Annotated in this window: 22 protein-coding genes; 4 read left to right on the plus strand and 18 right to left on the minus strand. The window is 46.1% G+C overall.

Annotated elements, in window-relative coordinates; genetic code table 11:
* Nucleotides 1-95: 95 nt before the first annotated feature.
* From corA to BUA17_RS28420, 4 genes are all read right to left on the minus strand, one after another.
* The gene (corA, locus tag BUA17_RS28405) at nucleotides 96-1055 is read right to left on the minus strand and encodes a magnesium/cobalt transporter CorA (protein WP_072735713.1); all 960 of its coding nucleotides are present in this window, start codon (nucleotides 1053-1055) and stop codon (nucleotides 96-98) included.
* Between the two features lie 352 nt (nucleotides 1056-1407).
* A complete protein-coding gene (locus BUA17_RS28410; RefSeq protein WP_063568079.1) occupies nucleotides 1408-2397 on the minus strand; it encodes an inorganic phosphate transporter in 990 nt (329 codons plus the stop codon).
* 14 nt (nucleotides 2398-2411) lie between these two features.
* Nucleotides 2412-3029, minus strand: coding sequence for a DUF47 domain-containing protein (locus tag BUA17_RS28415; protein WP_063568078.1), 618 nt, complete (start codon nucleotides 3027-3029; stop codon nucleotides 2412-2414).
* A gap of 216 nt (nucleotides 3030-3245) precedes the next feature.
* Nucleotides 3246-4313: a DUF3048 domain-containing protein gene (locus BUA17_RS28420; protein ID WP_072735714.1), complete on the minus strand. Its 1068-nt coding sequence runs from the start codon at nucleotides 4311-4313 to the stop codon at nucleotides 3246-3248.
* A gap of 340 nt (nucleotides 4314-4653) precedes the next feature.
* Between BUA17_RS28420 and BUA17_RS28425 the strand changes: the two genes are divergently transcribed.
* Nucleotides 4654-5193, plus strand: coding sequence for a DoxX family protein (locus tag BUA17_RS28425; RefSeq protein ID WP_072735715.1), 540 nt, complete (start codon nucleotides 4654-4656; stop codon nucleotides 5191-5193).
* A gap of 159 nt (nucleotides 5194-5352) precedes the next feature.
* Entirely contained in the window at nucleotides 5353-5565 is a 213-nt protein-coding gene (locus tag BUA17_RS28430; protein WP_063568075.1) for a hypothetical protein, read from the plus strand.
* 178 nt (nucleotides 5566-5743) lie between these two features.
* On the opposite strand, the gene BUA17_RS28435 is transcribed toward BUA17_RS28430, so the two are convergent.
* The 3 genes from BUA17_RS28435 to BUA17_RS28445 form a co-directional block, all read right to left on the minus strand.
* Nucleotides 5744-6532, minus strand: a complete 789-nt coding sequence (locus BUA17_RS28435; RefSeq protein WP_063568074.1) for a DODA-type extradiol aromatic ring-opening family dioxygenase — start codon at nucleotides 6530-6532, stop codon at nucleotides 5744-5746.
* Between the two features lie 179 nt (nucleotides 6533-6711).
* Nucleotides 6712-7542, minus strand: coding sequence for an alpha/beta hydrolase (locus BUA17_RS28440; RefSeq protein WP_063568073.1), 831 nt, complete (start codon nucleotides 7540-7542; stop codon nucleotides 6712-6714).
* A gap of 239 nt (nucleotides 7543-7781) precedes the next feature.
* On the minus strand, nucleotides 7782-8018 hold the full coding sequence (locus tag BUA17_RS28445; RefSeq protein WP_072735716.1) for a hypothetical protein: 237 nt from the start codon (nucleotides 8016-8018) through the stop codon (nucleotides 7782-7784).
* 413 nt (nucleotides 8019-8431) lie between these two features.
* Here BUA17_RS28445 and BUA17_RS30710 point away from each other — a divergent pair, with 413 nt between their 5' ends.
* Nucleotides 8432-9265 carry a DUF1129 family protein gene (locus BUA17_RS30710; RefSeq protein WP_083584898.1) on the plus strand — a complete coding sequence of 278 codons (834 nt, stop codon included), beginning with the start codon at nucleotides 8432-8434 and terminating at the stop codon, nucleotides 9263-9265.
* 308 nt (nucleotides 9266-9573) lie between these two features.
* Here BUA17_RS30710 and BUA17_RS28455 read toward each other — a convergent pair whose 3' ends face one another.
* Both BUA17_RS28455 and BUA17_RS28460 read right to left on the minus strand, forming a co-directional pair.
* Nucleotides 9574-10491, minus strand: coding sequence for an AraC family transcriptional regulator (locus BUA17_RS28455; protein ID WP_072735717.1), 918 nt, complete (start codon nucleotides 10489-10491; stop codon nucleotides 9574-9576).
* A gap of 250 nt (nucleotides 10492-10741) precedes the next feature.
* Nucleotides 10742-13918 (minus strand): copper amine oxidase N-terminal domain-containing protein, encoded by a 3177-nt coding sequence (locus tag BUA17_RS28460; RefSeq protein WP_072735718.1) that lies wholly within the window; start codon nucleotides 13916-13918, stop codon nucleotides 10742-10744.
* Between the two features lie 287 nt (nucleotides 13919-14205).
* Between BUA17_RS28460 and BUA17_RS30715 the strand changes: the two genes are divergently transcribed.
* A complete protein-coding gene (locus BUA17_RS30715; RefSeq protein WP_083584900.1) occupies nucleotides 14206-15171 on the plus strand; it encodes a hypothetical protein in 966 nt (321 codons plus the stop codon).
* Between the two features lie 135 nt (nucleotides 15172-15306).
* Here the strand turns inward: BUA17_RS30715 and BUA17_RS28470 are convergent, their stop codons facing one another.
* The 9 genes from BUA17_RS28470 to purH all read right to left on the minus strand — a co-directional run bounded on the left by BUA17_RS28470 (nucleotide 15307) and on the right by purH (nucleotide 26655).
* Nucleotides 15307-15909 carry a GNAT family N-acetyltransferase gene (locus BUA17_RS28470; protein WP_139295757.1) on the minus strand — a complete coding sequence of 201 codons (603 nt, stop codon included), beginning with the start codon at nucleotides 15907-15909 and terminating at the stop codon, nucleotides 15307-15309.
* A complete protein-coding gene (gene ilvA / locus BUA17_RS28475; protein ID WP_072735719.1) occupies nucleotides 15909-17201 on the minus strand; it encodes a threonine ammonia-lyase IlvA in 1293 nt (430 codons plus the stop codon). The genes BUA17_RS28470 and ilvA overlap by 1 nt, the downstream gene beginning before the upstream one ends.
* A 63-nt stretch (nucleotides 17202-17264) precedes the next feature.
* The gene (locus tag BUA17_RS28480) at nucleotides 17265-18155 is read right to left on the minus strand and encodes an alpha/beta fold hydrolase (RefSeq protein ID WP_072735720.1); all 891 of its coding nucleotides are present in this window, start codon (nucleotides 18153-18155) and stop codon (nucleotides 17265-17267) included.
* A gap of 257 nt (nucleotides 18156-18412) precedes the next feature.
* Nucleotides 18413-19018 carry an alpha/beta hydrolase gene (locus BUA17_RS28485; protein WP_072735747.1) on the minus strand — a complete coding sequence of 202 codons (606 nt, stop codon included), beginning with the start codon at nucleotides 19016-19018 and terminating at the stop codon, nucleotides 18413-18415.
* 14 nt (nucleotides 19019-19032) lie between these two features.
* Nucleotides 19033-19986, minus strand: a complete 954-nt coding sequence (locus BUA17_RS28490) for a ring-cleaving dioxygenase (protein WP_139295761.1) — start codon at nucleotides 19984-19986, stop codon at nucleotides 19033-19035.
* A 310-nt stretch (nucleotides 19987-20296) separates the two neighbouring features.
* On the minus strand, nucleotides 20297-21379 hold the full coding sequence (locus BUA17_RS28495) for a hemolysin family protein (protein ID WP_072735722.1): 1083 nt from the start codon (nucleotides 21377-21379) through the stop codon (nucleotides 20297-20299).
* A gap of 268 nt (nucleotides 21380-21647) precedes the next feature.
* Nucleotides 21648-22985: a hemolysin family protein gene (locus tag BUA17_RS28500; RefSeq protein WP_072735723.1), complete on the minus strand. Its 1338-nt coding sequence runs from the start codon at nucleotides 22983-22985 to the stop codon at nucleotides 21648-21650.
* Nucleotides 22986-23711: 726 nt separating this feature from the next.
* On the minus strand, nucleotides 23712-24977 hold the full coding sequence (gene purD / locus BUA17_RS28505) for a phosphoribosylamine--glycine ligase (protein WP_072735724.1): 1266 nt from the start codon (nucleotides 24975-24977) through the stop codon (nucleotides 23712-23714).
* 130 nt (nucleotides 24978-25107) lie between these two features.
* A complete protein-coding gene (purH, locus tag BUA17_RS28510) occupies nucleotides 25108-26655 on the minus strand; it encodes a bifunctional phosphoribosylaminoimidazolecarboxamide formyltransferase/IMP cyclohydrolase (RefSeq protein WP_072735725.1) in 1548 nt (515 codons plus the stop codon).
* Nucleotides 26656-26719 lie beyond the last annotated feature (64 nt).

A 26719-nucleotide genomic window follows, 5' to 3' on the forward strand; every position in this document is an offset into this window, starting at 1 on the left:
TCTTATTTGCCCTCTTATGCACATCATACACAGGCTAAAGAAGCGATCTGTGGAGATCGCTAACTCTTCACTTGCTATTCAGTTTCTATTCTTCCTTACTTAAACCAGCCCCGCTTCACGAACCAGGCCACCATGCTTCCGCCCAGAATAAACATCAACAGCAGCACAGCTCCATACCCAAACTTCCATTGCAGCTCAGGCATATAAGCAAAGTTCATACCATAGATCCCTGCAATCAGCGTCAGTGGCATAAAGACTGTTGTTATCACGGTGAGGGTCTTCATAATCTGGTTCATACGGTTGGAATTCAGCGAAATGTAACTGTCGCGCAGGTCAGCCGTCATCTCCCGATCAGCTTCAATCATATCCGTCAGCTTCAACAAATGGTCATAGATATCGGTAAAATATACGGTATGCTCTCCTGTTCTTTGCACATGCTGAGAATTGACTACACGATAGAGCAGATCCCTCATAGGCACTACCGTCCGTCTAAGCTTCAGCAGTCGACTGCGCAAGTCGAACACCTGATTCATCAGGTCTTCCACCGACTCCTTGCCGCCCCGGTTCTCCAGTTCAGCCAGCTCATCCTCTATGGCAAACAGAGACGGGAAATAATGATCGACCAGCTTGTCCATCACCGTATATGCCGCTGCCACCGGGCCTCGGGCCCAGATGGTTCGTTCGTGCGCATGATGCAGCAACCTCTCCCAAGCTTCATCAACTTCCTCCAGTGCCCCGTGATGAAAGGATACCAGGAAGCTCGCACCCAGAAACAGGTCCACCTCTTCCGCTTCCAATGTGGTCGGATTCAGTGCATGCAGCACGAGGAACTGCAAATTGTCATAATAATCGAGCTTAGGTCGCTGCAATACATGCATACAATCCTCAATAGCTAATGGATGAAAATGAAAATATGTATCGAGCAACTGGCTTTCCTCTTCGGAAGGCTGATTGAAATCTGCCCATACCCAAGCGTAATCCTGCAGATCCAGCTGTGTAAGCGATACATTTACAGATACCTGATGATCCCGTGAGATGGCGAGTGTACGAATCATAAAATAGACCACGTCCTTGTCTTGTATCCTTTACGTTATTGTACAACTTTAACCACTGAACCGTCTCCTGCAACAGCCCATTATACACACGTTATCCTGCAAACGCGACAACAAAAAAAGCCAACCCTGTTGGCTTCTCTCATTTCCCTATCCACAGTTTCCTGTATCCACAGGAATATCTTCTTTTGGTTTATCATTCCACGGATGGCTATCCACATATCCAGCCTGTCCACACGTTCATGCACAGGCGTCTCTTCTTTTTGGTTGTATAATTGTCCACATATCCCGATATTCACATAGTTATGAACAGTTTGTCTGAAACCCAGAATTTGTCCCGGAACACATTTTCGAATTAGAAAATGATCCAGTACAACAATCCTGCCAGCGCCCCGGTAATCGGAATCGTAATAAACCACGTAATAATGATACGTCCGGCAAGTCCCCATTTCACGGCTGAGAAACGTTTCGCGGAACCAACACCCAGAATGGCAGATGTGATTGCGTGAGTTGTACTCACCGGCAGGTGGAGCAAGGTTGCCGAGAAAATAACAGATGCGGCTGATAGATCAGCTGCAAACCCGTTAATCGGTTCAATTTTGAAAATTTTGGTTCCCATCGTTTTAATGATTTTCCAACCACCGATGGAAGTACCGAGTGCCATCGCTGTTGCCGCGGAGATTTTAACCCACAACGGAACATCCAGATGATCCTGTACGCCTGCTGCGACCAGTGCAAAAGTAATAATCCCCATTGCCTTCTGCGCATCATTGGTACCATGCGTAAACGCCTGGAGCGCTGCTGTGAAAATCTGTACCGTACGGAAACCTTTGTTCACATTATGCGGACTGCGTTTGGCAAAAATATATTTGAGAATGGTCATGACCACATAACCGATGGCAAATGCGATCAGAGGTGATAATAACAATCCTCCGACGATGTCAATGAATCCACTCCATTTGACTTTATCAGCGCCTGCGCCAACGAGTACAGCTCCTGCAAGGGCTCCAATCAATGCATGTGAGGAAGAGGACGGAATACCAAACCACCATGTAACCAGGTTCCAGATAATCGCCGCGATCAAGGTGACTATGACGACCTCAATCCCGTTATCTAGCGTGGTGGGGTCGGTTACACTCCCCCCAATCGTCTTCGCAACTCCCGTAAACATCATGGCACCGACAAAGTTCATCACCGCAGCCATAAGAATAGCTCGGCGTGGCGTCAGTGCTCGGGTCGAGACCGAAGTTGCAATGGCATTCGCCGTGTCGTGGAATCCGTTGATGAAGTCAAACGCCAGTGCAAGGAAGACGACTATACCCAATACCCAAATCGTTGTTTCCATTATTCTCTGGCTCCTTAAGAATTACGCATGATGATGGATTCAAGCACATTGGCAACATGTTCACAAGCATCCGTTGTCGTCTCAAGACGTTCATAGATTTCTTTGCGCTTGATCAATTCAATCGGATCAGGCACGGTAGCAAAAAGGTTCTTGATACAGTTGCGCAGCACTTCGTCCCCCTGGTTTTCCAGATCGTTCAAACGAATCGTGTACTCGCGAATCGCCAGCAATTTTTTCTGAGACAGCAAATGAATGGCCTTCTGAATTTCGTAAGCCGATTGGCGCAAAATTTCAGCGAATTGAACAATATATTCGTCCGGGTCAGTCAGTTGGTACATATAGAAACGGGAAGCCGTTGCTTCAAGCCCGTCCAATACGTCATCAAGTGTTGTTGTCAGTTCCATAATATCATCGCGTTCGATCGGCGTGATAAATGTCTTGTTGAGCTCTGTAATGACGGTATGCACATAATCATCACACTGGGACTCGTACTTCTTCATTTCATTGGCAAAAAGAGTCACATCCTGAAGGTTGGAAACATGTTGGGAGAAATAATCAGCCGCTTGCACGACCGTATCTGCCATGTTCTCTAGTGTCTCAAAAAATATATCCTTCTTCTTCTTAAGCTTCATAGCTCTATCCCCTTTACGAGAAATTGCCGATAACCGATGAAACATGAAATGACAACCTTTGATATCTTATCATAAATGTTTCACGGTTTGTACATAAGGCATGATCCTTTTTTATATTCTTATCACATAAATCTGAAATGAATCTTAATTATTTGGAATGGCTGGAAAAATGATGATGAAATTTTACACTGCGTTTACATTTCTCTTCAAATTGGATTAATTTTCAATTTCGACATGCCCTGCAAAATCAGGCTGATTCGGAACGATACTAATAAAAGTCTTGCCAGGAATAAGAGCAACTTCGGACCCATTTTGCACAAATCGAATAATGTCACCTGGTTTTTTGACCCACTGTCCTCGAATCATCTTGCCTTTTTGAAACAGCATGGCTTCACCACCCTGCTCCAAATTAACGGAAATTCTGCCCACATTGTCGAGCACCTTGTGATCTGCACCCGCTACAATAATATTGGCCGCTCCAATGGGATTGCCGTTATCCAGATCCTGATCTGCCTTTCCGTTCACCAATCTCATATATCGTCCGCTAACTTCATCATAATCATACGTGACCCGGTAACTCTCCAATAAATAATGAATATCGAACTGCTTGACCAACTCTCCGGTGGACGTGGCACCTTCTTCGTTATACGTATATACAGGGGACTTAAAGTCGTGACTATAGCCTTTGGTATCCGCGCCTTCTCTCAGCTTGTCCGCCGACGTATATAGATTGTGCGGTGCTTTGCGATCGGAGGAACGCCAGAAATAAGGGCCGCTATTCGATATCTCATCCATATGCTGTTTCTGCTGCTTTTGTAAAATAGAATAGGCATCCGGGCTGCCACCCGCATGAACCAATACCCCATCGTAACTCTCACCAAGCTCGATCAGATACGGACGGATACTGCGCACGGGTCCAACCGTTTCTGCCCCGCCTTCACTTTGGAAGATGGCAATAAAACGGGTAATACCTCCCTCAGCGAGCACTTCAATAATAATATCTGCCGCACTCAGACCTGACTGGGGCCGCGCTGCAGGTGCATTGTTAATCATAACTGCCAGCGGACGGCGCGTAATTGCTTCATCAACAGGCAGACCCGTCAGTGGTGCTGTGTAGAGCGATGTGGCAGGTTCTTCCGTTTCTTGTTCTTCCTGTACGGGTGTGGGAACGGACTCCGGCTTCGGAATCGGGACCATCTCCTTACTCTGGCAAGCGACCAGACTCAGGGCCAGAATAAGCAGCGACGCCACTGACGTCGGTTTGTTCCATTTCAGTTGCTTCAATATATGTACCTCCTGGACGATATGGCTGAAATCTAGGCTGTAGTTGCTCTTATGTAAGTGACCATTTCACGTATTTCTTTCCATTTAATCACACACAGCACCATTTGTCTTCGATAAGGAGAGCATTTTCTACCCCGCATTTCACGTTTGAAACTTGAGACAGGATGAAAAATATGTCCTAAATGTGAACTTCTCAAACCTTACTTAAAATTTGAACTAGATTGTGATAATAATCACAAACAGAATGACTTTTGAACTATACAATAAAGACATCAAAGGTGATCACTTAGAAAAACAAAAAAAAACAACACACACTAAATTCCATGAAGGAGTGGTTTATATGTTCAGCTTCAACCAATGGCTTAGAGAAAACAAAGTGGCAATGTGGATTTTGACAGTACTTCGGGTGTATATCGGTTACGACTGGATGACACACGGATGGGGCAAATTAACAGGTGGATTCCAAGCTGGCGGATTCCTTGCAGGCGCTGTAGGAAAAGCAACGGGTGAAAACCCAACCGTTCAAGCTTGGTGGGGAACATTCCTTGAGAACTTCGCGGTACCAAACGCAGGACTGTTCGACTTCATCATCCCGCTGGGTGAATTCCTTGTAGGTCTGGGTCTCATTCTTGGATGCTTTACAACACTCGCAGCACTGATGGCGATGGTCATGAACTTCGCGTTCCTCTTCTCGGGAACAGTAAGCACGAATGCTCAATTAGTTCTGATGGAAATCTTCCTTGTAGTCGCTGGTGCAAATGCTGGTAAAATTGGTTTGGATCATTGGGTAATGCCATACCTTCGCGGAATGTTCACTCGCAATAAAGGCAGCCTGCCTAAAGATACACCAACGATAAATCATACGCACAAAACAGCCTAAATATTAAATAGACATTTTCCGGTCCTGCTCCCCTCCCCCTGGAGAGCAGGACTTTTTTTGGTTTTTTATATATGCTTGTAGGTCAACTGACTTGCCCATCGACAGAAACACGTATTATGATGAACATATCGATCGATTACAATTAAAGGAGTACATGACATGCCAACCCAGCGCCGCCTTGAAACCGATGCCGACTTCCAGGAAGCCATGGAAATGAAGCATAAAGTTCGTGTTTTTAAAGATAATCACCAGATTGATTCCGGTGGCGTCATTATCCGTTTTGACAGCAATACCGTTGTTATTCAGTCCAGTGTAAGTGAACTGGCATATCACTCGCGTACAGCATGTGAGCTTTTTGAGATTCGCAAGTGATTATACTAAAATGCAGAATGCTCAGTCATAGAAAAAGGTTCCTGAGGCCCATTACGCTGGCCGCAGAAACCTTTTTTGGTTCAGCTAATTCATAACCTAAGTCTGTCTGGTCGATGAACTAGGTGTATTTGCAAAATAAAACTCAAAGACTTGTTCACATACTCTTGTTTGTTCCAAGTTATACGCCGTCACCAAACTGCCAGCAGTTTAAACTGAGCGTACCGTAAGGATACGACTGGAATAGACGTTTTGCAGATCGTGACATATCAGCCGTACCCATAGCATAGAACAAAGGCGCAATGTGCTCCGTTCCATAAGATGGAACTGCTGTGCGGGCATGGGGCGCTTTTTTGTCATACTGAAACAGCTCTCTCGTATTCCACTGCTCAAGCCGCTCGCCAATCCAGTTATCGAATTCCACTGCCCAGTCTTGCGGCGGTTCATCATTACTGCCAAGCATACGCAAGTTATGAACCGTTCCACCGCTGCCAATGATCAGCACATTATCATGACGCAGCTGCTCCAGCATCCGGCCTATATCATACTGTTCCTGCGGGGAACGCAACGAGTCGACAGATACCGCAATAACAGGAATATTGGCCTCTGGATACATGTGTAACAGCGGTACCCATACCCCGTGATCCAATCCCCGGCCTCGAACCGGTTGATGTGGAAGATTACTACGAGTGAACAGAGCGCAGATCTCATTCGCAAGGTCTGGCTGACCAGGCGCAGGGTAATTCATTGTATACATATTAGAGGGAAATCCGTAAAAATCATGCAAGGTCTGATGTGTATCATCCATTGTCACAGACGGTTCGGGACGATCCCAATGCGCCGTAAATACAACAATGGCTTTCGGAGCCGGCAGCCTGTCTCCAAGCTGGTTCAAAAAGTGAGTGTAGTCATTGCTCTCCACCGCCAGAGCGGGAGAACCATGCGCAATGAATAGTGCGGGTAATGTCATTGCTGCCAACCTCCAGACACGGATAGGATGCTTACCCTTCTATTTTACCCCGAAGAAGGCGCTTTTCCAAGCTAACATCCCAATCAGATGCAATATGGACGCGCATGTTACCTTATGGACCGATCCATGTTGGCTATAGAATGCTCCAGCCTAATCATAGAGATTGATATTTAGCCCTCTTAGATCATCCAGTGCTGCCAATCCTGTTCAATCTTCTGACGCTCTCCTAGCCATTCTCTCGTACGCGTAATCAGCTGTTCACGCTCTTTACCGGAAGAGAAGGTATGATCGCCCTGGAAAATAATCTCCTTGTCGCAGCGGCCTTCCTGGCGCATCCAGAATACCTTTTGATACAGGAATGCGTAATCGACAGGAATGATCTCATCCGACGTGCCGTGCACCACCAGAACATCTCCGTTAAATTTAACGGCTTCCTGGTAAGGCTGATGTTCAGCCAGTGATTCAAAGAATGCTGGTGTAAACTTGTAGCCAAGATAATCAGCAGACCCCAGTTTCACCCCTTCATCGTACACATCACGTCCGGTAATCTTCACAATATCGTTGAACGGATATCCAACGGATGACCACATGACGAGATTCTTGACCCGTTTGTCACGGACAGCAGTCAGCAGAGCAACAGCTCCACCCAGACTATGACCGATCAGCGTTACACGGGTTGGATCTACATCACTGCAATTTACCGCATAGTCCAGCACAGAACGTGTTTGGGTAATCATGGATTCAAGTCCTTCAGCTCCATACTCACCACTGCTCTCCCCGCAGCCGATGTAATCGAAGCGCAGCACCAAATACCCATCTTCGGCCAGCTCACGGGCGGTCTTCACAAAGAGACGATCCACACCGATCCGACTTCCTACGAATCCATGGCAGATGACAGCAAGAGGCACGCGCTGTTGGTGATTTCCCTCCTTAATGTCTTTGACGACCGGATAATGTATCGTGGCTGTTAATTCTTCCTGCCCATGACGAATACTGATCTGACGCTCCATGCCCATTTCCCCTTTCCATTCTTCCCTGCTCATGTTCATTTTGTTAATTATATATAAATCCGATAAGTTTAATGTGTATTAAGATGATATTAGTATATTATCATCCTGTGAACCTCAAGTCAACGTGAGTAAATGTCCATTTCTAGACGTACCTTGTCTACATTTTATCGGCAATTTCGCAAAAAAAATGAGCCAAGCTGAACACAGCTGACTCGAATCATTCCTAATACTTGAAGCCATTACTCATAACTTCGACGGAACATCTCATGGGTCTCCACACGCCCCTGCCATTCATGTTCATGAGCCGAATTCGAGCTCCCCCAGAAGCTCCCTGACTGAAAGGTTCCTTCTGTATACTCTTCCGCATATTCAGCATCCTCCAACGTCTCCTCCATTGGCACAACCTCATCCGTTACTCCGCGGGAGTTGCTATTCAGCAGCAGCTTCCTTGTTAATTGTTCCGTTTGTTGATCCATTCCTGCCACACTCCTATCCCTGGTTTCTGTTGGAAATGCTACTATTGTGGTGGAATCGGCTGTACTTTATTCATTCTTCACACAATCGTTAGAACTGGACGATCCCTTACGCATATTAACGGCGAACCACGGAGAACCTAAGCCATATATCATAGCCAACATTTGCCTCCGATTCCTTCTGGCGAAAGGGTTGAATTCATGGAACACATCTTGGAATGGATTCGTAGTCACGGAAAACTGGTGCTGCTAAGCACCTGTGTCATTCTAGCCTGCGCAGGGCTATGGTCGAATCGTAAACAGTTGTTTTATAAGGAATGACTTTGCGAAACGAGAGCCCTTCCCGTATACTAAAATACCGTCAGGGTCTCCAGATCACCGGGGATCAGAACGTGTGTAGACAGGGGGAGCAATCATTGGGGATTTCCTATAAGAAGTTGAAAGAAATACAGAATCGGCAAATGACCGAAATGAGTAAGATGACACCGGAACATGTAAAACTGTTCGATCAGATCAGCACCATTGCGCGTCAAGCACCTGCCGATGAGAGAACGCAGGAAGAATGGATTCTCTCGGCTGGAAGAGCCATCGTACAAGCTCAGCGTGACGGCAAGCCTGCTCGTGAGTTATATGGAGCTGATATGCAAAAGGATATCTATTCACAACTAGGAGTAGCAGACAATAATCCGTCCGCAACTGCTGGTGAATCAAATATGGACTCATCCAGAGCTTCAAGTACGGCCGTACGGGGCGGAAGCAAATCCAATAAAACCAGTACGTCAGCCAAGAAGGCAGCAGCAGTTGAAGCCGAGCCTGCGGAGACTAAGGATCAAGTTAAACGGACGCCCAAATGGTACTTCATGATCTCCTGGGCAGCTTTGTCTTTTGTCATGCTGATTCAAGGTGCAGTTGGGCTATTTATTGGCTGGACGGGTGGAGATAGGGAACCATTTAGCCATATCAGCCTGTTCTCCCTAATCGTTGCGGCGGTTGGAGGTATTGCATTGGTTGAAATGCTTCGCCGCCTTGCTGAGCGTCCAGATGATCAGGGAGCAGACAAGACGGCCAGGCCACAGGTCAATCTTCGCGGAATCGTCATCTATATCGTTATCGTTGTGCTTGTCTTATTTGTAGGATATCCGCTGCGTGACAGCCTTCCTGTATTTACGTTGGCTCCGTGGATTAGTCTCGTAATCGGGATTGTGGGATTAGCTACGTTGAGACCACTCTTCGGACAAAAGAAAGCATAAGGATGTTGGTGCCCTTTGTGGGCAGCAGCATTGGGTATATCCCAGTTATGTGGTGTGCGAAGATGAAGTACGACAATTCGGTGATGAAATAGAATATCGAGTGTCAAAAAAGGGGCCCTAATGGCCCCCCAACCAGCTGTTGAGAAATTCTCGACAGCTATTTTTATTTTCAGACCCTTCAGGTAAACCTCATAATGCTTTTTATCTAGCATAGGTAAAGATAATCACTTACCATAACTCATAAGTAACCTTATATTACGGCCAGTAGCTCGTTTGAAACTGAATCCATATCCGAAAGGATGACCTTGTCATACTTCATATAGATGATCCACAGGGCCCGTAGAGTCTTTCTCCATTTTGAGCTGAATGCGATGCTTGATTTCCTTGCCCGGAGTCTCTCCGAACTCTCGCTTATACATGCGGATAAAGTAGTTCACTTCCATACCAACTGTCTCCGCAGCCTCTCTTACACTTGCTTGTGGGTGCTTGTCCAACCATTCGGACGCCTTCTGCAAACGCAATCGCTGCATGTACTGGTGTCCCGTTATCCCATGCCTCTGGTGAAATAATCGGTTCAGGTGCTGCACCGAATAACCAACGGCTTCAGCTACATGCTTCAGCAGCAGATCATCCTGGTAGTGCGTTTGCATCAGTGACACAGCTCGGGTGAATGCTTCATTTGCCGATTCCGACTCGCGCTCAGAACGTGTTAATGATCCACTCCGTGCTACTCGCTCCCCTGTCTCCTCACGCAGAGGGAGAATGGACCGGGACATGTCCAGAATAAGCTGATAGATGATCGTTGAACTGTTCCACATTTCAGTCATCCCAACGCCCAGCGAGTGCCAGATATCCGTAAGACGTGACCAAAACTGTTCAAATTCGGACAAACGCAGTGGCCCCATCGCCAGTAGCCCCGCCGACCGAAGCACCGCCCCCGCCGCCTCTCCACCAATGCCAATATATCCAAGCTCTCCGTGTGTTTTGGAATGCGGAATATACTCATGAGCCACCCCAGGTTCCATCACGAACAGTTCACCCGCCGATATTGTCCACGCTCCTTCACCTGGAACCTTAAATTCCCCTTTGCCGCTGCGTAATAAAAAAAGCTGATACACCGGAAATCCATCCGGTCTAAACTGAACTTTCTCTTCTTGTGTCCCCACACAATACAGATACAGAGGCAACCGGGAATCCGGCAGGCCGGTCAAGCGAAATGCAAGCATCCCATCAGTCCTTTCGGATCATGCTCTTCTTTCTCCTATTATCCATCGGTTGCCCCGTTGCAGCAAAGGCCAAAGGAACCTTTTTGGTGACAGGATTTTTAAAATTAATCATTCTCCTCTATGGTGTAAATTCTATATTGAACTGACCTTGGTTCAACGAACAGAAGAAGCTCCCTTCCGTGTTGGAAAGGGAGCTTCTTCTGTTGAAGTAGTTACTTCATAATATTTATTTTAGGTCTGAGGTGTAGCGTCACTGGACCGAATTGGTAGAATCAGCATTTGGTTGTGGCGTTTGAACTTGAGTTACCGGCGCAACTGTTTGCAACATAACTGTACCAGATGGAGCAGAAAGGGCACTAGTATAGGTTGTTGTATTTCCAGCAACAGACAAAATATATGCTTTGTATTCATTTCCAACCGCAATGTTAGTTCCAGTTGAATCTTTAGTACCTGAAGTCAGGTTAATTTCCCCCGCCAAAAGTTCTTCCGGAGAAATAACTCTATAGTTGATATTTGAGCTTGCCGTGATTGCATTCAGACTATCTGAGCCTTTAACAATAAAAAGTCGATATTGGGATATTCCAGTTTCATCTGATGCTTTATTGAATAGCACCTTGTAACTTGCATCCGTTGCTGAACTAGTATTTCGAAGTTCATTGATCGTTGCTGTTTTTACTTCAGTAGCTTGTGCAAAGATATTAAATTCATTAGAAGCAGCGGATAGATTGGAAGCACGTGCAGTACTATCTGATACGGACAAGACAAACACTCTATATTTCTGTCCCACAACAAGTCCACTCCCGTTAATATCCCGGTGACCATTGTTTAATACAATTGGATTTCCTGCATCGTTTTTATTGATATCAATACTATAGGTGATCCCAAGTGCAGAACTTGTATTAAAACCACTTACCTGGCTTGCAGGCACAATCAAAACACGATAGTTGGCAATACCATTTTCGCTGGATGGTTTGTTGAAAGTAATTTTCACATCCGAAGGATTTCCTAATTGCCCCTGATCTTTCACAGTTGCATTTACATTACTCACTGCGGCTACAGCCGTATTGGAAGCCAATGTAATCACTCCCGAGCCTGAAGACAATGCATTGGCAAGTGAGCCGTTATTATTCACTGCCATTACATACACACGATAGCCCACACCATTCACAATAGCACTGCCATCCACGGTTGTCGTATTACTTGTAAGATTAACAGTCTGGTTGTTTCCATTTTTGCTTACATACGTATAATTCGCACTGCTAATTGAGTTCGCAGATGTCAGATTAAAGCTCGTATTTGTCGATTTCACCACAAACACCCGATAGTGATTCACATTTGTCTCATCCGTCGAACGATTGAACGTCACACGCAGATCGCTACCATTGCCGTTATCCCCAATATCCGTTGCCGCCACATTGCTTGGTGCAGTCACAGTTGCATTGGCAGTCAACGTAATCTGTGAAGAATAAGAAGATAAAGCATTCTGACTGGAGTTTCCACTTGTGCTTACCGACAGGACAAACACGCGATAGTTATTGTTATTGGAAACTGTGTAACCGTTGGTATCCACCATATAGTTAGGGAGGGTAAATGACTGATTTCCACCAGTCTTATTCACCTGATAATAATTGTTCGATGCGTTAGCAGCGCTCAGTGTGAAGCTGCCTGCATTGCCGGAACGGACCACATATACACGATACGCGGAAACATTGGATTCATCCGAAGCTCTATTAAACGAAACCCGGAGATCGCGTCCATCGCCATAGTCACTCACATCAGCAACCCCAATATTACTTGCGACTCCAGCATTACTATTTGTTGTCAGTCTCAGCAGTGAAGACGAGGAAGACAGCGCATTTGTATATCCATTCTGCTGGTTGCCTACAGCCATAACAAAGATCCGGTAGTCTTGCAGATTTGTTACGTTATAACCACTTGTGTCCTTCATGGAGGATGGCAGTGTTGTTGTAATATTGTTGCCTGTTTTGTTCACGTTATAGTACAAGCTGGAAGACAGATTGCTTGCCGTAGTCAGATTGAAGCTGCTGGCAACCGAGTTGCGCACAACGAAAATTCGATAATTAGCAACTTTTGACTCATCGGATGAACGGTTGAAGCTCACCTGAATATCACGACCGTCTCCGTAATCCGAATTATCTCTCACTGATGTGATAACAGGTGCTGTTGCTGTGTTTACGCCCAGCGTGAGCGAAGAGGATACTGTGGACAGTTTATTGTCTGCTGTTGCCGCATTGGAGCTCACGGATACAATGTAGACGACATAGGATGTGCCGTTTTTGATCAATTCCCCGGATGTATCACGCGTCGAGGAACTTAGCTGGCTTTTGACCGCTGTGCTGTTACCTTTGTAGATAATGGTTGAATTCGAACTGGATACATTATTGGCCGTAGTCAGGTTGAATGAAGAAGCGTCTTTCGCCTTAACTACAAAAGCACGGTAATACGTAATATTGGATGTGGTACTCGGCTGTGTGAAGTTAATTTCCAGGTCACGTCCATCGCCATAGTCACTGATATCTGCGATCTTCAGGCCTGTGACAGGTTGAACAGTCGTTTTCACATTGTTTAGTTTCAAGGACTGGGAAGACCACGCCAGCAGATTTTTGTAGCTGTTGTTGCTGTTCCCCATTGTAAGTACATACAGACGATAGGTTTCACTTGTGTTTAACAAATCCCCGTTCACGTCGCGTGTCTGGGCATTCAGCGTCAATCTTGGATCAGTGCCATTTGGAGAAATGGATGTGTAATTACCGGATGGCACGACAGATGCCGCAGACTCATTAAAACTGTTTACATCACGGGTTTTCACCAGCATCACACGATACTCGGATACAGCCTTCTCAGACGTCGGGCGTGTGAAGCTTACAGTCAAGTCACGACCATCCCCATTGCTTCCGGATACAGAACCATAAATGTTCCATGCTGCATATTTCGTATCATCTACAGGAGGTGTGGACGTTGTTTTGATATCTACTCGCTGATTGCGGGAATTCCAGAATACTTTCTCTCCAAAAGCTTCACTGACAAAACGAATCGGAACCATCGTATTTCCTTTAATTGTGTTTGCAGGCACATCCAGTGCGATTGCTTCTCCGTTGATGTAAGCCGTTTTGGAACCCAGCGTCAGCGATACTTCTTGGTCACCCCGGCTAGCCTTAATGGTTTTAGTTCTGTTGGTGTACTCTACTGTTGCATCCAATCCTTCAAAGATGGACCGCAAAGGAACCAATACACGTCCACCTTTCATGACAGGTGCCTGTGCGGAAGAGAGCTCCGCATCGTTAATATAAATACTGATTCTTGCAGCTGCATCCATAACTGACGTTGGTAGCGCAGACATCAACATGGCCGATACGGCCAGTGCTGACATCACCTTTTTCACTTGACGTCCTCCAGCTTTTCTCATATCCAATATCCCCATTCTCTTCATTATTTAAGTTAAAATGTGATCGTTGGTGAATTTCATTTTATTCCTGTAATTTCCTGTGCACATCTAAGACGTATGAACATCAGTAAAAGTTTCCAATCCCACAAAAAATATTTTCGCAGAAATGTCCTTCCACCATCTACCCTCCAAAGGTTAAAAATAACAGAATAATTTGTCATTATTCCGCAACAACATCCTTCCCAAATTCGTTTAATGTATAGTGAATAACAACCTATTATCTTTAAAATTACGGGAGGTTCACACAGATGACATCATCGTATTTATATGGACAACGCAAAGGGATGCGATTCTTCCTCACATTCCTTACCATTGCTGCAATTTTCACAGGAACCGCAGCTACATCCGGAGTTGCTACTGCCGCTCCTTCAAGCCCGGATACCAAAGTAACCACCAGCAGTTCAACCGCCATATATAAAACATTTCAGTCCATGCTCAAAAAAAAGAACGGCTTACCCGCCACTGACACCTTTCTGGAATCCAATATCAAAAAAGTAACAAAGCATCACGCCACCCTAATGGTGCTTCAATTGGAGAATGCACGTTTGAAGGCTCTAACCTCCATGACGGACCGCTTGCTCGTTCCTAACATTCAGGACAAGATGCTCAAGGCATACCAAACGAACGACAGCTTCACCAAACTCATGGGGCGTACTCAGGACTCCGATCTGCGTATACTGTTAAAAGAAGCCCGTGACAGCGGTTATCGCCTCGTCATGCTCGAAGGCTCCCTCTATCCGATTATGAATTATGCGGCACTCGTGAAATATACCTCTGATATTACAGAGGATATTTCAAGCTACATCTTCATCATGACGAAGGAAACGAAAAACCTGCCTGCGGATGACGGAGCACTGGTCATTGGCTACCAGGAAATTCTCCTTCGGGCACTCAGCCAGGAAAGATTCCTGGAGCTGCATCCGAAATCGAATCGAGCCAAGCAGGTGCAAGATCTGTTGAACAGTTATACCCTGTATACCTTTTATGGGCTGAACAATACACCTCTGTTTGATTATGAAACGAACAAAATGGTTGCGAACGCCCAAAGAGGATACAACGGCGTCTTGCAGCGTCTTGCATCCGTCGATAGTGAATTCCTCACCAAGCTGGATGCCTTCATGGATGTGGTTAAGGAAGCAAAGTATGAGAATACAGCTGCGGTGAAGAAATGGTTAGAACAGAATGTTCCGACCGGGGCGGATGCCGGCTATTAAATAATTCATGATATTAATTACCTAAAGCACATAATGAACACAAAGAAAACCGACATAGGCTTCGCTCCCATGTCGGTTTTCTTTGGATTCTATTGATGAATTGAATCTCTATACCGGGTAACTCAGATTCAAGAACTACAGAATTGGCTTGACCATATGGTTATACTCATGTCCACCAATGACAATTACTTCATCCTTGATATAGCCCTGGCGTTCGTACAACATTAAGGCACGACCATTGTCACGTTCAACAATGAGGGACACCTGGGAGTGTCCAAGTTCCCTCCCCTGCTGCTCAAAAGCAGCCATCAATGCCTTGCCGATACCCTGTCCCTGATACGCTTCGCTTACGGATAGAGTATCTAGATAATACTCCCCGGGACGGGTTTCTTTGACCAACGTATATTTCTCATCTGTACTCCGACCAGGCCGATCCAGTATTGGCTGATCCAGAAGATCTGCTTCACCGCCATCATACGCTACCAGTATTCCAGCGACCTGTTCGTTCTGCTCCATTACCGTTATATTGCGATAACTGATCCGATTGTCTTCCTGTACGTAAAATTGCTGCAATATCTGCATCGCTTTCTCATGCTCACCTTCACCCGCCAGAGCATAGGCAATATCACCAATCGCCTGATAAAGCAGAGGAATGACTTGTGCCACATCTTCTTTGCGAGCAGGTCTCAACAGAGGCTGCGCCTCACTACGGTCCGACTTCACATTGGAATAATTCATCAGATTAGCATGTTGAACAGATTGAGATTTTTGTTCAGCTCGGTATACGCGAGGCCTTTACGATTCATACGTTCAATCAGCGGCTGGTAATCTTCCTTGTACATCAACTCGATGCCCACCAAGGCCGGTCCATTTTCCTTATCATGCTTCTTCGTATATTCAAAACGGGCAATGTCGTCATTGGGTCCCAATACTTCCACAAGGAATTCACGCAAAGCTCCCGCACGTTGTGGGAAATTGACCATGAAATAATATTTCAAACCTTCGTAGATCAACGAACGTTCTTTGATTTCCTGCATCCGATCGATATCATTGTTGCCGCCGCTGATCACACAGACAACCGTCTTACCCGCAATTTGTTCGCGATACTGCTCCAGTGCAGCAACCGCTAGAGAACCGGCAGGCTCCACAACGATAGCATTTTCATTATATAGCTCCAAAATGGTGGTGCAGGCTTTGCCCTCAGGCACCTTCACAATGTCATCCAACGTTTCACTACAGATGTCGAAGGTCAGGTCACCAACACGTTTCACCGCAGCACCATCCACGAATTTATCAATATCATCCAACGTGACAACCTGCTTACGGAACATGGCCTCACTCATGGAAGCCGCGCCAAGTGGTTCTACGCCAATGATACGTGTTTCCGGGCTAACCGTCTTCATGTAGGTTCCAACGCCAGCAGCCAGACCGCCGCCACCAATTGTGACGAATACATAATCCGCTTTTTCATCCAGACTCTCCATGATTTCCATCGCCACCGTACCATTACCTGCAATGATCTTCGGCTGGTCGAACGGATGGATAAACGTCATACCCTGTTCATTACACGCACGCATAGCTTCTTCATAAGCATCGTCATACGTATCACCTGTCAGCACAACTTCAACATTATCTCCACCAAATCGACGTACCTGTTTCACCTTCTGGTTAGGAGTTGTGCTTGGCATGAAGATTTTCCCGTGAATGCTAAGCGCGTTACAGGAAAAAGCAACTCCCTGCGCATGGTTACCCGCGCTCGCGCAGACAATGCCTTTCTCCAGTTCAGCTGGAGTCAGACTACGAATCATGTTGTATGCTCCACGAATTTTAAACGAACGAACTACCTGCAGGTCTTCCCGTTTAAGATATACATTACAGTTATATTTGGCTGACAATACAGCATCCCGCTGCAATGGCGTTCTTACAATGACTTCACGCAGTACATGATGTGCGCGCACGATATCTTCCATGCCAACACCGGTACGGCCGGAATTGGCAGTTCCCGTTGGTTCTTGTTCCACTGGTTTCATCTCTTATCCACACTCCGCTTATCTTGGTTGGCAATGCAAGCATTGCTTTTTCTTTTTATTGTATCACTTTTGTTCTATTCTTGCGCCTGAGCTCGCATCAATTACCATTCGCAATATTTCATCAACAATGACCTGTGGATCTGTAAACATGACCATATGGCTGGATCGATCGGCTCCAATCCATTTTGCATTCGTTAAAGTACTCGCAGTCCGGCGGTGTGCCTCGATAATAGCAGGTCTTATTTTACGTTCTCCCATGCCTGTTTTCGTGCCTGATATAATGCTAACCTCCAGATCACCAAGATCGAGAGGAGTAATCAGCAAGGAAGCCAAGTCAGTCAGAAAAGGTTTCGACTCTGCAACCACTGTCTTAGCCGCCTGTACAGTGAAATCCTCGGAACGGTGATCTCTGACAACATCGTCAGGCTGTACACTTCCAGGTTTGCTGCCTAATAATCTGTACAATCCTGTACGTGCCATGAGTGGAATTAGGAGACTGTTCAAGCCAAAATTGAATTTGGCTGCTTTGGAAAAGTACAATTGGCAATGCTCGTCTGAAGGATCAACCAGGATGATTCCCCTTAATCTTGATAGGTTTGAGGCCGCAGCCGCTCGTACAATCGGGCCTCCCCAACTGTGCCCTACCAATATGAACGGACCAGACCCCAGTGCAGTCAGCAGATCGTCCAGGTCTTCTGCTATTCTACGGAGATTGCGCGCAGACGAATGGACTTCACTTCGTCCTGTCCCCGACCTGTCGTACACGACGGCACGTGCATGTCCAGCAACAGCAGGTGCTACCAGCCCCCAAGTCGATCGTGAGAAGCCCATACCGGACTCAAATACAACGGTCAGATCGCCTGTTCCTCTGGACATATAATGTAGTTTGCGACCATCCCGGGTCTGAATAAATGCACTTGAACCAAAAGAATGTGAGCTATGGTTAGGCTTCATCTTCCCCTCCTGATTACACGCATAGTCATAACAAACCGAATCTAATTGAAAATGATTATCAATTAATTGATTATAGATTATTCCATACTTTAGGACAAGGCATAGTGTCGCTCTGATTCATTAAAAAGTGGATCGTTGGAAATTGGCACGAGTAGCATGCTGCTCGGTTCGTTAAACCTTAAAAACGGCAAAAAAGGGATGTTCCCGTCATTTTCATGACCTATGGGACATCCCTTTTAAAATGCCAGTCAAATTTTTTAAGCCTGAGTCTTAAACCAAGCCGCAGCAGCTTCAGCCTCGGTACGGGTCAACTGATGCCCCTGACGCTCCCAGTGCATGTGCACAGCTGCACCCGCACCGCTAAGTAGTGAGGCCAATTCATCCGTTTCACGTTTCGGCACAATTGGATCATTCTCTCCTGCGCCGATGAATACAGGCAGCCCCTTCAGGTCTGGCAATTCCAAACCGCGAAGCGGTACCATCGGATGGTGCAGAATCGCTCCTTTGAATACGTCAGCCTGATGGAAGATCAGACTTGCTGCAATGTTTGCTCCGTTAGAATAGCCCAGTGCGAAGACATTGGCACGATCAAAGCCATACTCCACAGCAGCTGCATCCACAAATGAACCCAATTCCGCTGTCCGTGCAATGAGATCTTCTTCGTCAAACACCCCTTCCGCCAAACGGCGGAAGAAACGGGGCATTCCATTTTCAGATACGTTACCACGCACCCCCAGAATACCAGCTCCTGGGGCAATCATCTCGGCCAGACCTACCAGATCGTTCTCCGTTCCACCTGTCCCGTGCAGCAACAAAAGGGTGGGTGCATTTGGCTGAGAACCTGCTTTATAAATATGTTTCATTGTATTAGTAGTACTCATGATTTGGACTCTCCTTTCCATTCACGTACTTGAATAGGTGGCAGCAACTGTTCAATCTGCTCACGCTGTGGTTCGTACCATTCAGGCAGCATCAGCTTTTGGCCCATACTCTCCTGTGGTTCATCCCGTGCAAATCCTGGAGGATCAGTGGCCAGTTCAAACAGTATACCTCCCGGTTCCCGGAAATACACAGCGTTGAAGTACTGACGGTCAATGACAGGAGTTGGATGATATCCCGCATTTTGAAGCTCCTGCTGCATTTGTTCGTGCTCGACATAATCTTTTGCACGCCATGCGATATGGTGAACCGTCCCTGCTCCGCCAATTCCCCGCTGGATTCCAGTCGATTGAATGTCGATCAGTTGACCGATATCACCGCTCGCCTGCAGACGAATGATTCCACCCTCTTCCCCTACCTGTTCCAGACCGAGCATCGTTGTCAGCACTTCCGTTGTTTTGTCAGGTACATGGCTGAATAATACAGCTCCACCAAAACCTTTGATAGCATGTTCCGACGGTACACCGTTGAATGCCCACTGACTTGGCTGGCCTCCATCACGCTCGACCAACTCGAGCAACAGACCGCCTTTATCGAAGAAGCGAATGTACTGCTCGCCAAATCTTGTTTTATTTTCAAATGGAATATCGAAGGATGTCAGACGTTCTTTCCAGAATGGCAGACTGCCCACCGGAATCGCATATACAGTTACGCCAGTCTGTCCTGCACCGATAACTCCTTTTCTGGCATTTTGCTGCGGGAAGAAGGTGATAATAGTACCCGGTGCCCCATCCTCATTGCCATAATACAGATGGTACACATCCGGTGCATCAAAGTTAATCGTTTTTTTCACAAGTCTCAGTGCCAATACACCTGCATAAAAATCAACATTTTTCTGTGCATCATCTACAAAAGCCGTAACGTGATGGATTCCTGAAGTTCTGAACATAATCTCCACTCCCTTGGTTTTATTTGTATCGTTGTTTTATTTGTATCGTTGTTTTATTTAGCAGTTTGTTATGCATCACTTTTTGTTATTTGTCTTTAAATTAAGATTCTTTAAATTTATATTAATCCTTTAGCCCTAAATAAGCAAGCTTTTGTTTTAAAGTTAAGATATATGCTTTTTAACCTGCTGAATTCCGCCTGAGTATACTGAGATCGACAAAAAAACAGGCCCCGATCACTCGGAAACCTGTCTTCCTTAAATTTTATTCAATTGCCGCCATACAACATCGACCCTTATAATTTCGCATTATGTTTTAGGTTAATTTTAATCGCTTAGGCGGTTGAACCAGATCTTTGCCATCATACTCATCCTTAATATCTCCAACAATTTCTTCAAGAATGTCCTCCATCGTAACCAGACCAACCGTTTCCCCTTCTGCATTATGAACTGTTGCGATATGGGAACGACTTTGCTGCATCTGGACCAAGACATCCTTAATTGGCGATAACTCCGAAAATTTCAACATGTCGTGTACAAACGTATCCATATTGAACTCCCGGCCTGCGGCAACACTCGTAAGCATTTCCTTTGTATGGATAAATCCAACGAAGTGATCCTGATTTCCTTTTTCGATCACCGGGAAACGTGTATATTCATGCTGCTTTAGAACCTCAATCATACGTTCCAGCGGCATTTCTTTGTCCAGCGTGACGATTTTTTCTTTGCGGATCATAATCTCCTGAAGCAAACGTTCATCAAAAGCAAAAATGTTTTTGAGGTAGTCCAGCTCTGTTTGATTAATTTCTCCACTCTCATAACTCTGCGCCATAATCAGCTTAAGTTCCTCTTCGGAGTGAACCGTATCGTGACCGGCTGGTTTTATACCGAAGATGCCAAGCAATAGACGGGCAGCCCCATTCAGCGCGTAGATGAACGGATTCATGATCTTACCAAACCAATACAGCGGTGGTGCAAGCAATAGTGTCATCTTCTCTGCAAACTGGATCGCCAGTGTTTTCGGTGCCAATTCACCGATAACCACATGCAGGAACGTGATGATTGCCAAGGCAATCCCGTACGAAAGTACCGTAGACAACGCCGCTGGGACTTCCAATCGCTCAAACAGCGGATGCAGCATTTTCTCAACAGTGGGTTCACCCAACGCACCCAATACCAGTGCTGTGATCGTGATACCCAATTGACACGCAGATAGATAATAATCCAGATTGTGAGCCACTTTTTTGGCCAACACCGCTTTTTTGTTCCCTTCCAAGATCAGCTGATCTATTCGGGACATCCGTACTTTCAAAATTGCAAATTCCGCTCCAACGAAAAAGGCGGTCAGGCCGATAAATACGGCTACTAAAAATAAGTTTAAGGCTATTATTCCGTCCAATGATTTCCCTCAAAATGAGGGATTCACCTCCAAGTAAATTTATATTAAGGTTGCACGAGTGACGGCTCGTTCTTCCGATCGCCATTGCCTCCAAATTTCCCTGATTGTTGTTTTCAAAGGTTTAAAATTGGTTTGCAAACGCGAACGCTACGCTTCTTCAGAATCGATTCCGTCCCCTACACTGCTACGTTGCCAAAACATTAAAATTCTGAGCGCAGTAGCCAAATGGGCAGTCATACCCTAGATTACAGTCATGATCGAACCAACATCACGCCAGGTCACTGGAAGATTCCTCGACCTGAGCACCGTTTACACGTTCAAGCAGCACCTGCTTAATGTGAAAATTTTCTGCGTCCACAACGGTCCAGACATAATCACCGTGTTCTACCGTATCGCCTTGTTCCACACCGACACCCTTCTGGAATTGAATCCATCCGGCCACGGTATCCATTTCTTCGTTGCCTTCAAAGACAATCCCAAACTGCCGCTCCAACTCATCCAGCAGCACCCGGCCGTTAATGAGATATTGGTTCTCTCCGGTTACCTGAATGTCAGCAACTTCATCAGCATCGAACTCATCACGAATCTCGCCGACAAGCTCCTCCAGAATATCCTCCATTGTAATGATTCCCGAAGTACCTCCGTATTCATCCACGACCACAGCCATGTGCACGCGTTCCTGCTGCATCTTGATCATCGCATCCTGGATACTTGTAACTTCAGAAACGAAGGGAATCTCCCGAACAAAATCGATAAGTTGGTGCTCCCTAAGGGCAACCATGTCAGGCAAAATCTTTTTCACATTCACAACACCGACAATTCGGTCCTTGTCCCCATCCTCGATGACGGGATAACGTGAATAATTATGCTCATCCAATATCGGAATGATATCGTCATAAATCATATTCTGATTAAGTGTCACAAGCTCTGTCCTCGGAACCATGATGTCTTTGGCATCACGCTCATCGAACACGAATACGTTTTCCAGATACGAAAGCTTGGTCTTGTTGTTCTCGTCTCCTTCATAACTCTGGTTCATGATGATTTTGATCTCATCCTCCGAGTAGGCCTGTTCATGTCCGGCAGGCTTCACGCCAAATGCCCTAAGAAGCACGCGGGATGCACCATTGAGCGCCCAAATGAAGGGATACATAATTTTTCCGAACCAATATAGCGGCGGCGAGAGCAACAGTGTCAATTTTTCCGAAAATTGAATCGCCATCGTTTTGGGAGCCATCTCCCCAACCACAACGTGCAGGAACGTGACAAGGATAAAGGCAATCGCATAGGAAGCAACCGCCGATATGGAAGCTGATACGTCCAGATAATTAAATACCGGGTATAACAACCTTTCAACGGTTGGCTTACCGAGCGCTCCCAATCCAAGGGCAGTTACGGTAATACCGAGCTGACAGGCTGACAGATAATAATCGAGGTCCGAGACTACTTTTTTGGCCAATATGGCTTTTTTATTCCCCTCGGCAACCAGTTGATCCACTCTTGATGTACGAATCTTAACCACAGCGAACTCAGATGCAACGAAAAATGCGGTCAATGCAATCAAGATAATGAGTAATACAATATTTAATATGGTGATTATGTCCAATGATTTCCCCGCTTCTCAGGGATTCACCTCCAGAGATAGTTACAGCGTCAATGGTTAACTTCGTTAACCATTCAACAGCTGATTGACGTTCAATATGGCGTATGCCTTATATGAAATCGATAAATGATAAAGTGTGTATAGGTTGTACTTTGACCTTGTAAAATTGCAAAACAGGAATTCAGGATGAAGTCAATCACTTATAGAAACTACTTCACTAAAAACAGGGTTCCCCCTCATGCTGTCATTGTTTCTCGATTTACTCCACCAAAATTCTCCATTTGGACAGTTTACAATATCGCCTTCCCAATAGATATCCACCTCCCCTCTTATTCATTCCTGTTTCAGAAAAGTATAACATGTTCTACGCCAAACCATCCAGTTGCACGTTATGGTTTGGAATATAGATTATAAAATGAGTTCACAAAATAAACTTTTATGTATGTGGTCTTTCTCGCATCTACAGTTCATTTTATGTGATATGGTTCACATAATTAGTATAGACCAGTTTATAGAAATGCTACCCTTTACTTTAGTCGATTAAACCTGCTACAGGCCTTTATTTACAGCCATTCTTCTTTGCCGTATCCGGACTGCGACACGTCCAGCAATTACACCATAATCATGTATACGTTGAAAAGGACCCGCGGGATGCAAACACCTTTTTCGGTGTACATCTTTACGGGCCCTTAGGTTTCACTTTATCAAGTTACAATTCATTAGAATTAGTTATACCAACGCTTTGGCAGCAATATCAGAACGTTGATGTTTACCGTCAAAATGGATACGTTCCGCTTGAGCATAGGCTTTGTTTCTAGCTTCGGCAATATCAGAACCAAGACCCACAACGCCTAGAATTCGTCCACCATTGGTGACCCATTCTCCAGATTCATTGCGTGCTGTTCCAGCATGGAATACCACTGCTTCGTCGACTTGATCCAGTCCTTCAATAACTACACCTTTTGCATACGGACCAGGATAGCCTCCAGATGCAAGCACCACACATACAGCGGCTTCGTCGCTCCATTCAATCTCGATATCCGCCAATTTCCCGTGCACAGTTGCCCAGAAAATGTCGAGCAGATCACTCTTCAGACGCGGCAATACAACCTGTGTCTCGGGATCACCGAAGCGCGCGTTGAACTCAATCGTTTTGGGTTTACCATCTGGTGAAATCATCAGCCCGGCAAACAATACACCTTGGAACGGGCGCCCTTCGGATACCATCGCTTTGGCTGTTGGTTTGATAATCGTCTCTACCGCTTCTTCAATAATGGAGACTGGAATGTGTGGCAATGGTGAGTACGTACCCATTCCGCCCGTGTTTGGCCCCTGATCATTGTCGAATACCGGTTTGTGATCTTGTGCAGCAGCCATCGGACGAACGGTCTCCCCATCGACAAAAGCCAAAATCGACATTTCCTGACCTGCCAGGAATTCTTCGATGATAACTTTGGCTCCTGCTTCACCAAATACTTTGTCCACCATAATGCTGCGGAGTGCCTGGTCAGCATCATCACGGGAATAGGCTACAGTAACACCTTTTCCAGCCGCCAACCCATCGGCCTTGATTACCACAGGGATGGCCTGCTCATTCAGATAAGTCTGCGCTTGCTCGTAATTGTCGAACTTCTCATAGGCTGCAGTCGGAATATTGTATTTGTGCAGCAGGTCTTTCATGAACGTTTTGCTGCCCTCAATCTCTGCTGCATTGCGGCGTGGTCCAAATACCGGAATACCTGTTTTATCAAAAGCGTCCACAATGCCGTCTGCGAGCGGATCGTCTGGCCCAATAACAACCAATCCCACGTTAAGCTCCACGGCGAGTGCCGTCAGTTTATCGAATTCATTTACCGCAATCGGATGACACTCGGCGAGCTGCGCAATGCCCGCATTTCCTGGAGCACAATGAATCTTGCCTGCCTTCGGGCTTTTCGCCAGTGCCCATATGATTGCGTGTTCCCGGCCACCGCCGCCCACTACCAGAATATCCATTAGCGTTGTTCCCCCTCCGTGTATAACTGGTTTTGTAATACTATTACGTGTTGAAATATCCTAAAAAAGAAGGGGTGTACCATAAGTCATAAGCATGACAGGCGACACCCCTTATTAAACCTTTTTCGCTCTAGTGTTTGAAGTGACGAACGCCAGTGAAGACCATGGCAATGCCGTATTCATTCGCTACTTTGATGGACTCTTCGTCCTTGATCGAACCACCTGGTTGAATAACGGCTGTAACTCCAGCTTTGGCTGCAAGTTCCAGTGTATCGCCCATTGGGAAGAACGCATCGGATGCCAGAATGGCACCTTTGGCTAGTTCTCCAGCTTGTTCAATAGCAATCTTGGCTGCGCCGACACGGTTCATTTGCCCTGCGCCAACACCTACAGTCATGTCGTTTGCTGCAAGCACGATCGCATTAGATTTCACATGCTTAACCACTTTCCAGCCAAACAACAGCTGTTTCAGTTCTTCTTCGGATGGTGCACGATCTGTAACTACCTTGAGCTCGCTTGCTTCAATTGAATGCACATCACTTTGTTGCACAATCATACCGCCGTCGATGGAGGTAACTACGAACTTACTCTCCCGATTACGGGCAGCGTTCAGTTCACCCGTTTTGAGCAAACGAATATTTTTCTTTTTGGTCAGGATGTCGAGTGCCTCTTGTGTAAAGTCAGGAGCCAGTACGATTTCCAGGAAAATTTCACTCAGTTTAGCCGCTGTATCGCTATCGATAATGCGGTTGGCTGCCACGATTCCACCAAAGATAGAGGTTGGATCAGCCGCATAAGCTTTGCCATAAGCCTCGTAGATGCTTTCGCCAATACCCACGCCGCAAGGATTCATATGTTTAACCGCCACAACTGCCGGTTCTTCAAATTCTTTCACAATCTGCAAAGCTGCGTTCGCATCGTTGATATTATTGTAGGACAACTCTTTGCCATGCAATTGCTCGGCTGTTGTCAACGTATCTTGGGCTGCCAGCGGTTTGCGGTAGAATGCCGCCTGCTGATGTGGATTTTCGCCATAGCGCAAATCCTGGAGTTTTTCGTAAGTAACCGTCAGACGCTCTGGCAGTGGATCACCGTTCAGGTTGGAGAGATAATCGGAAATAACTGCATCGTATGCCGCTGTATGGCGGAACACTTTTGCCGCAAGCCGTTTGCGTGTCTCGAGTGTGGTGTCCCCATTGCTGCGGACCTCTTCAAGCACCTTGCCATAATCTACTGTGTCTACAACAACACTAACATAAGCATGGTTTTTGGCAGCAGAACGAAGCATGGTTGGACCACCAATATCGATGTTCTCGATTGCGTCCTCATACGTTACGTCCGGTTTGGCGATGGTGTCCTGGAACGGATACAGGTTTACAACAACGAGGTCGATATAGTCCAGTCCATTCTCCTCCATCTGGCGCTTGTGCTCTTCGCTGTCACGAACAGCCAATAAACCACCATGCACTGCTGGATGCAATGTTTTAACACGTCCGTCCATAATCTCCGGGAATCCGGTCACATCCGAAATTCCGATGACAGGTACGCCTTCCTTCGACAACAGACTGCTTGTACCTCCTGTCGAAATAATCTCCACACCCATTTGCGACAGCTCGCGGCAAAAATCCACGATGCCTGTTTTATCCCATACGCTGACCAGCGCTCTTTTGATACTCACAATATGCTCCTCCTTTAATGTCCCATGGCTTCGCGTTTCATGGCGAAACACAACCGATTTATTT

This window comes from Paenibacillus sp. ov031 (assembly GCF_900143165.1).
GTDB lineage: Bacteria > Bacillota > Bacilli > Paenibacillales > Paenibacillaceae > Paenibacillus > Paenibacillus marchantiae.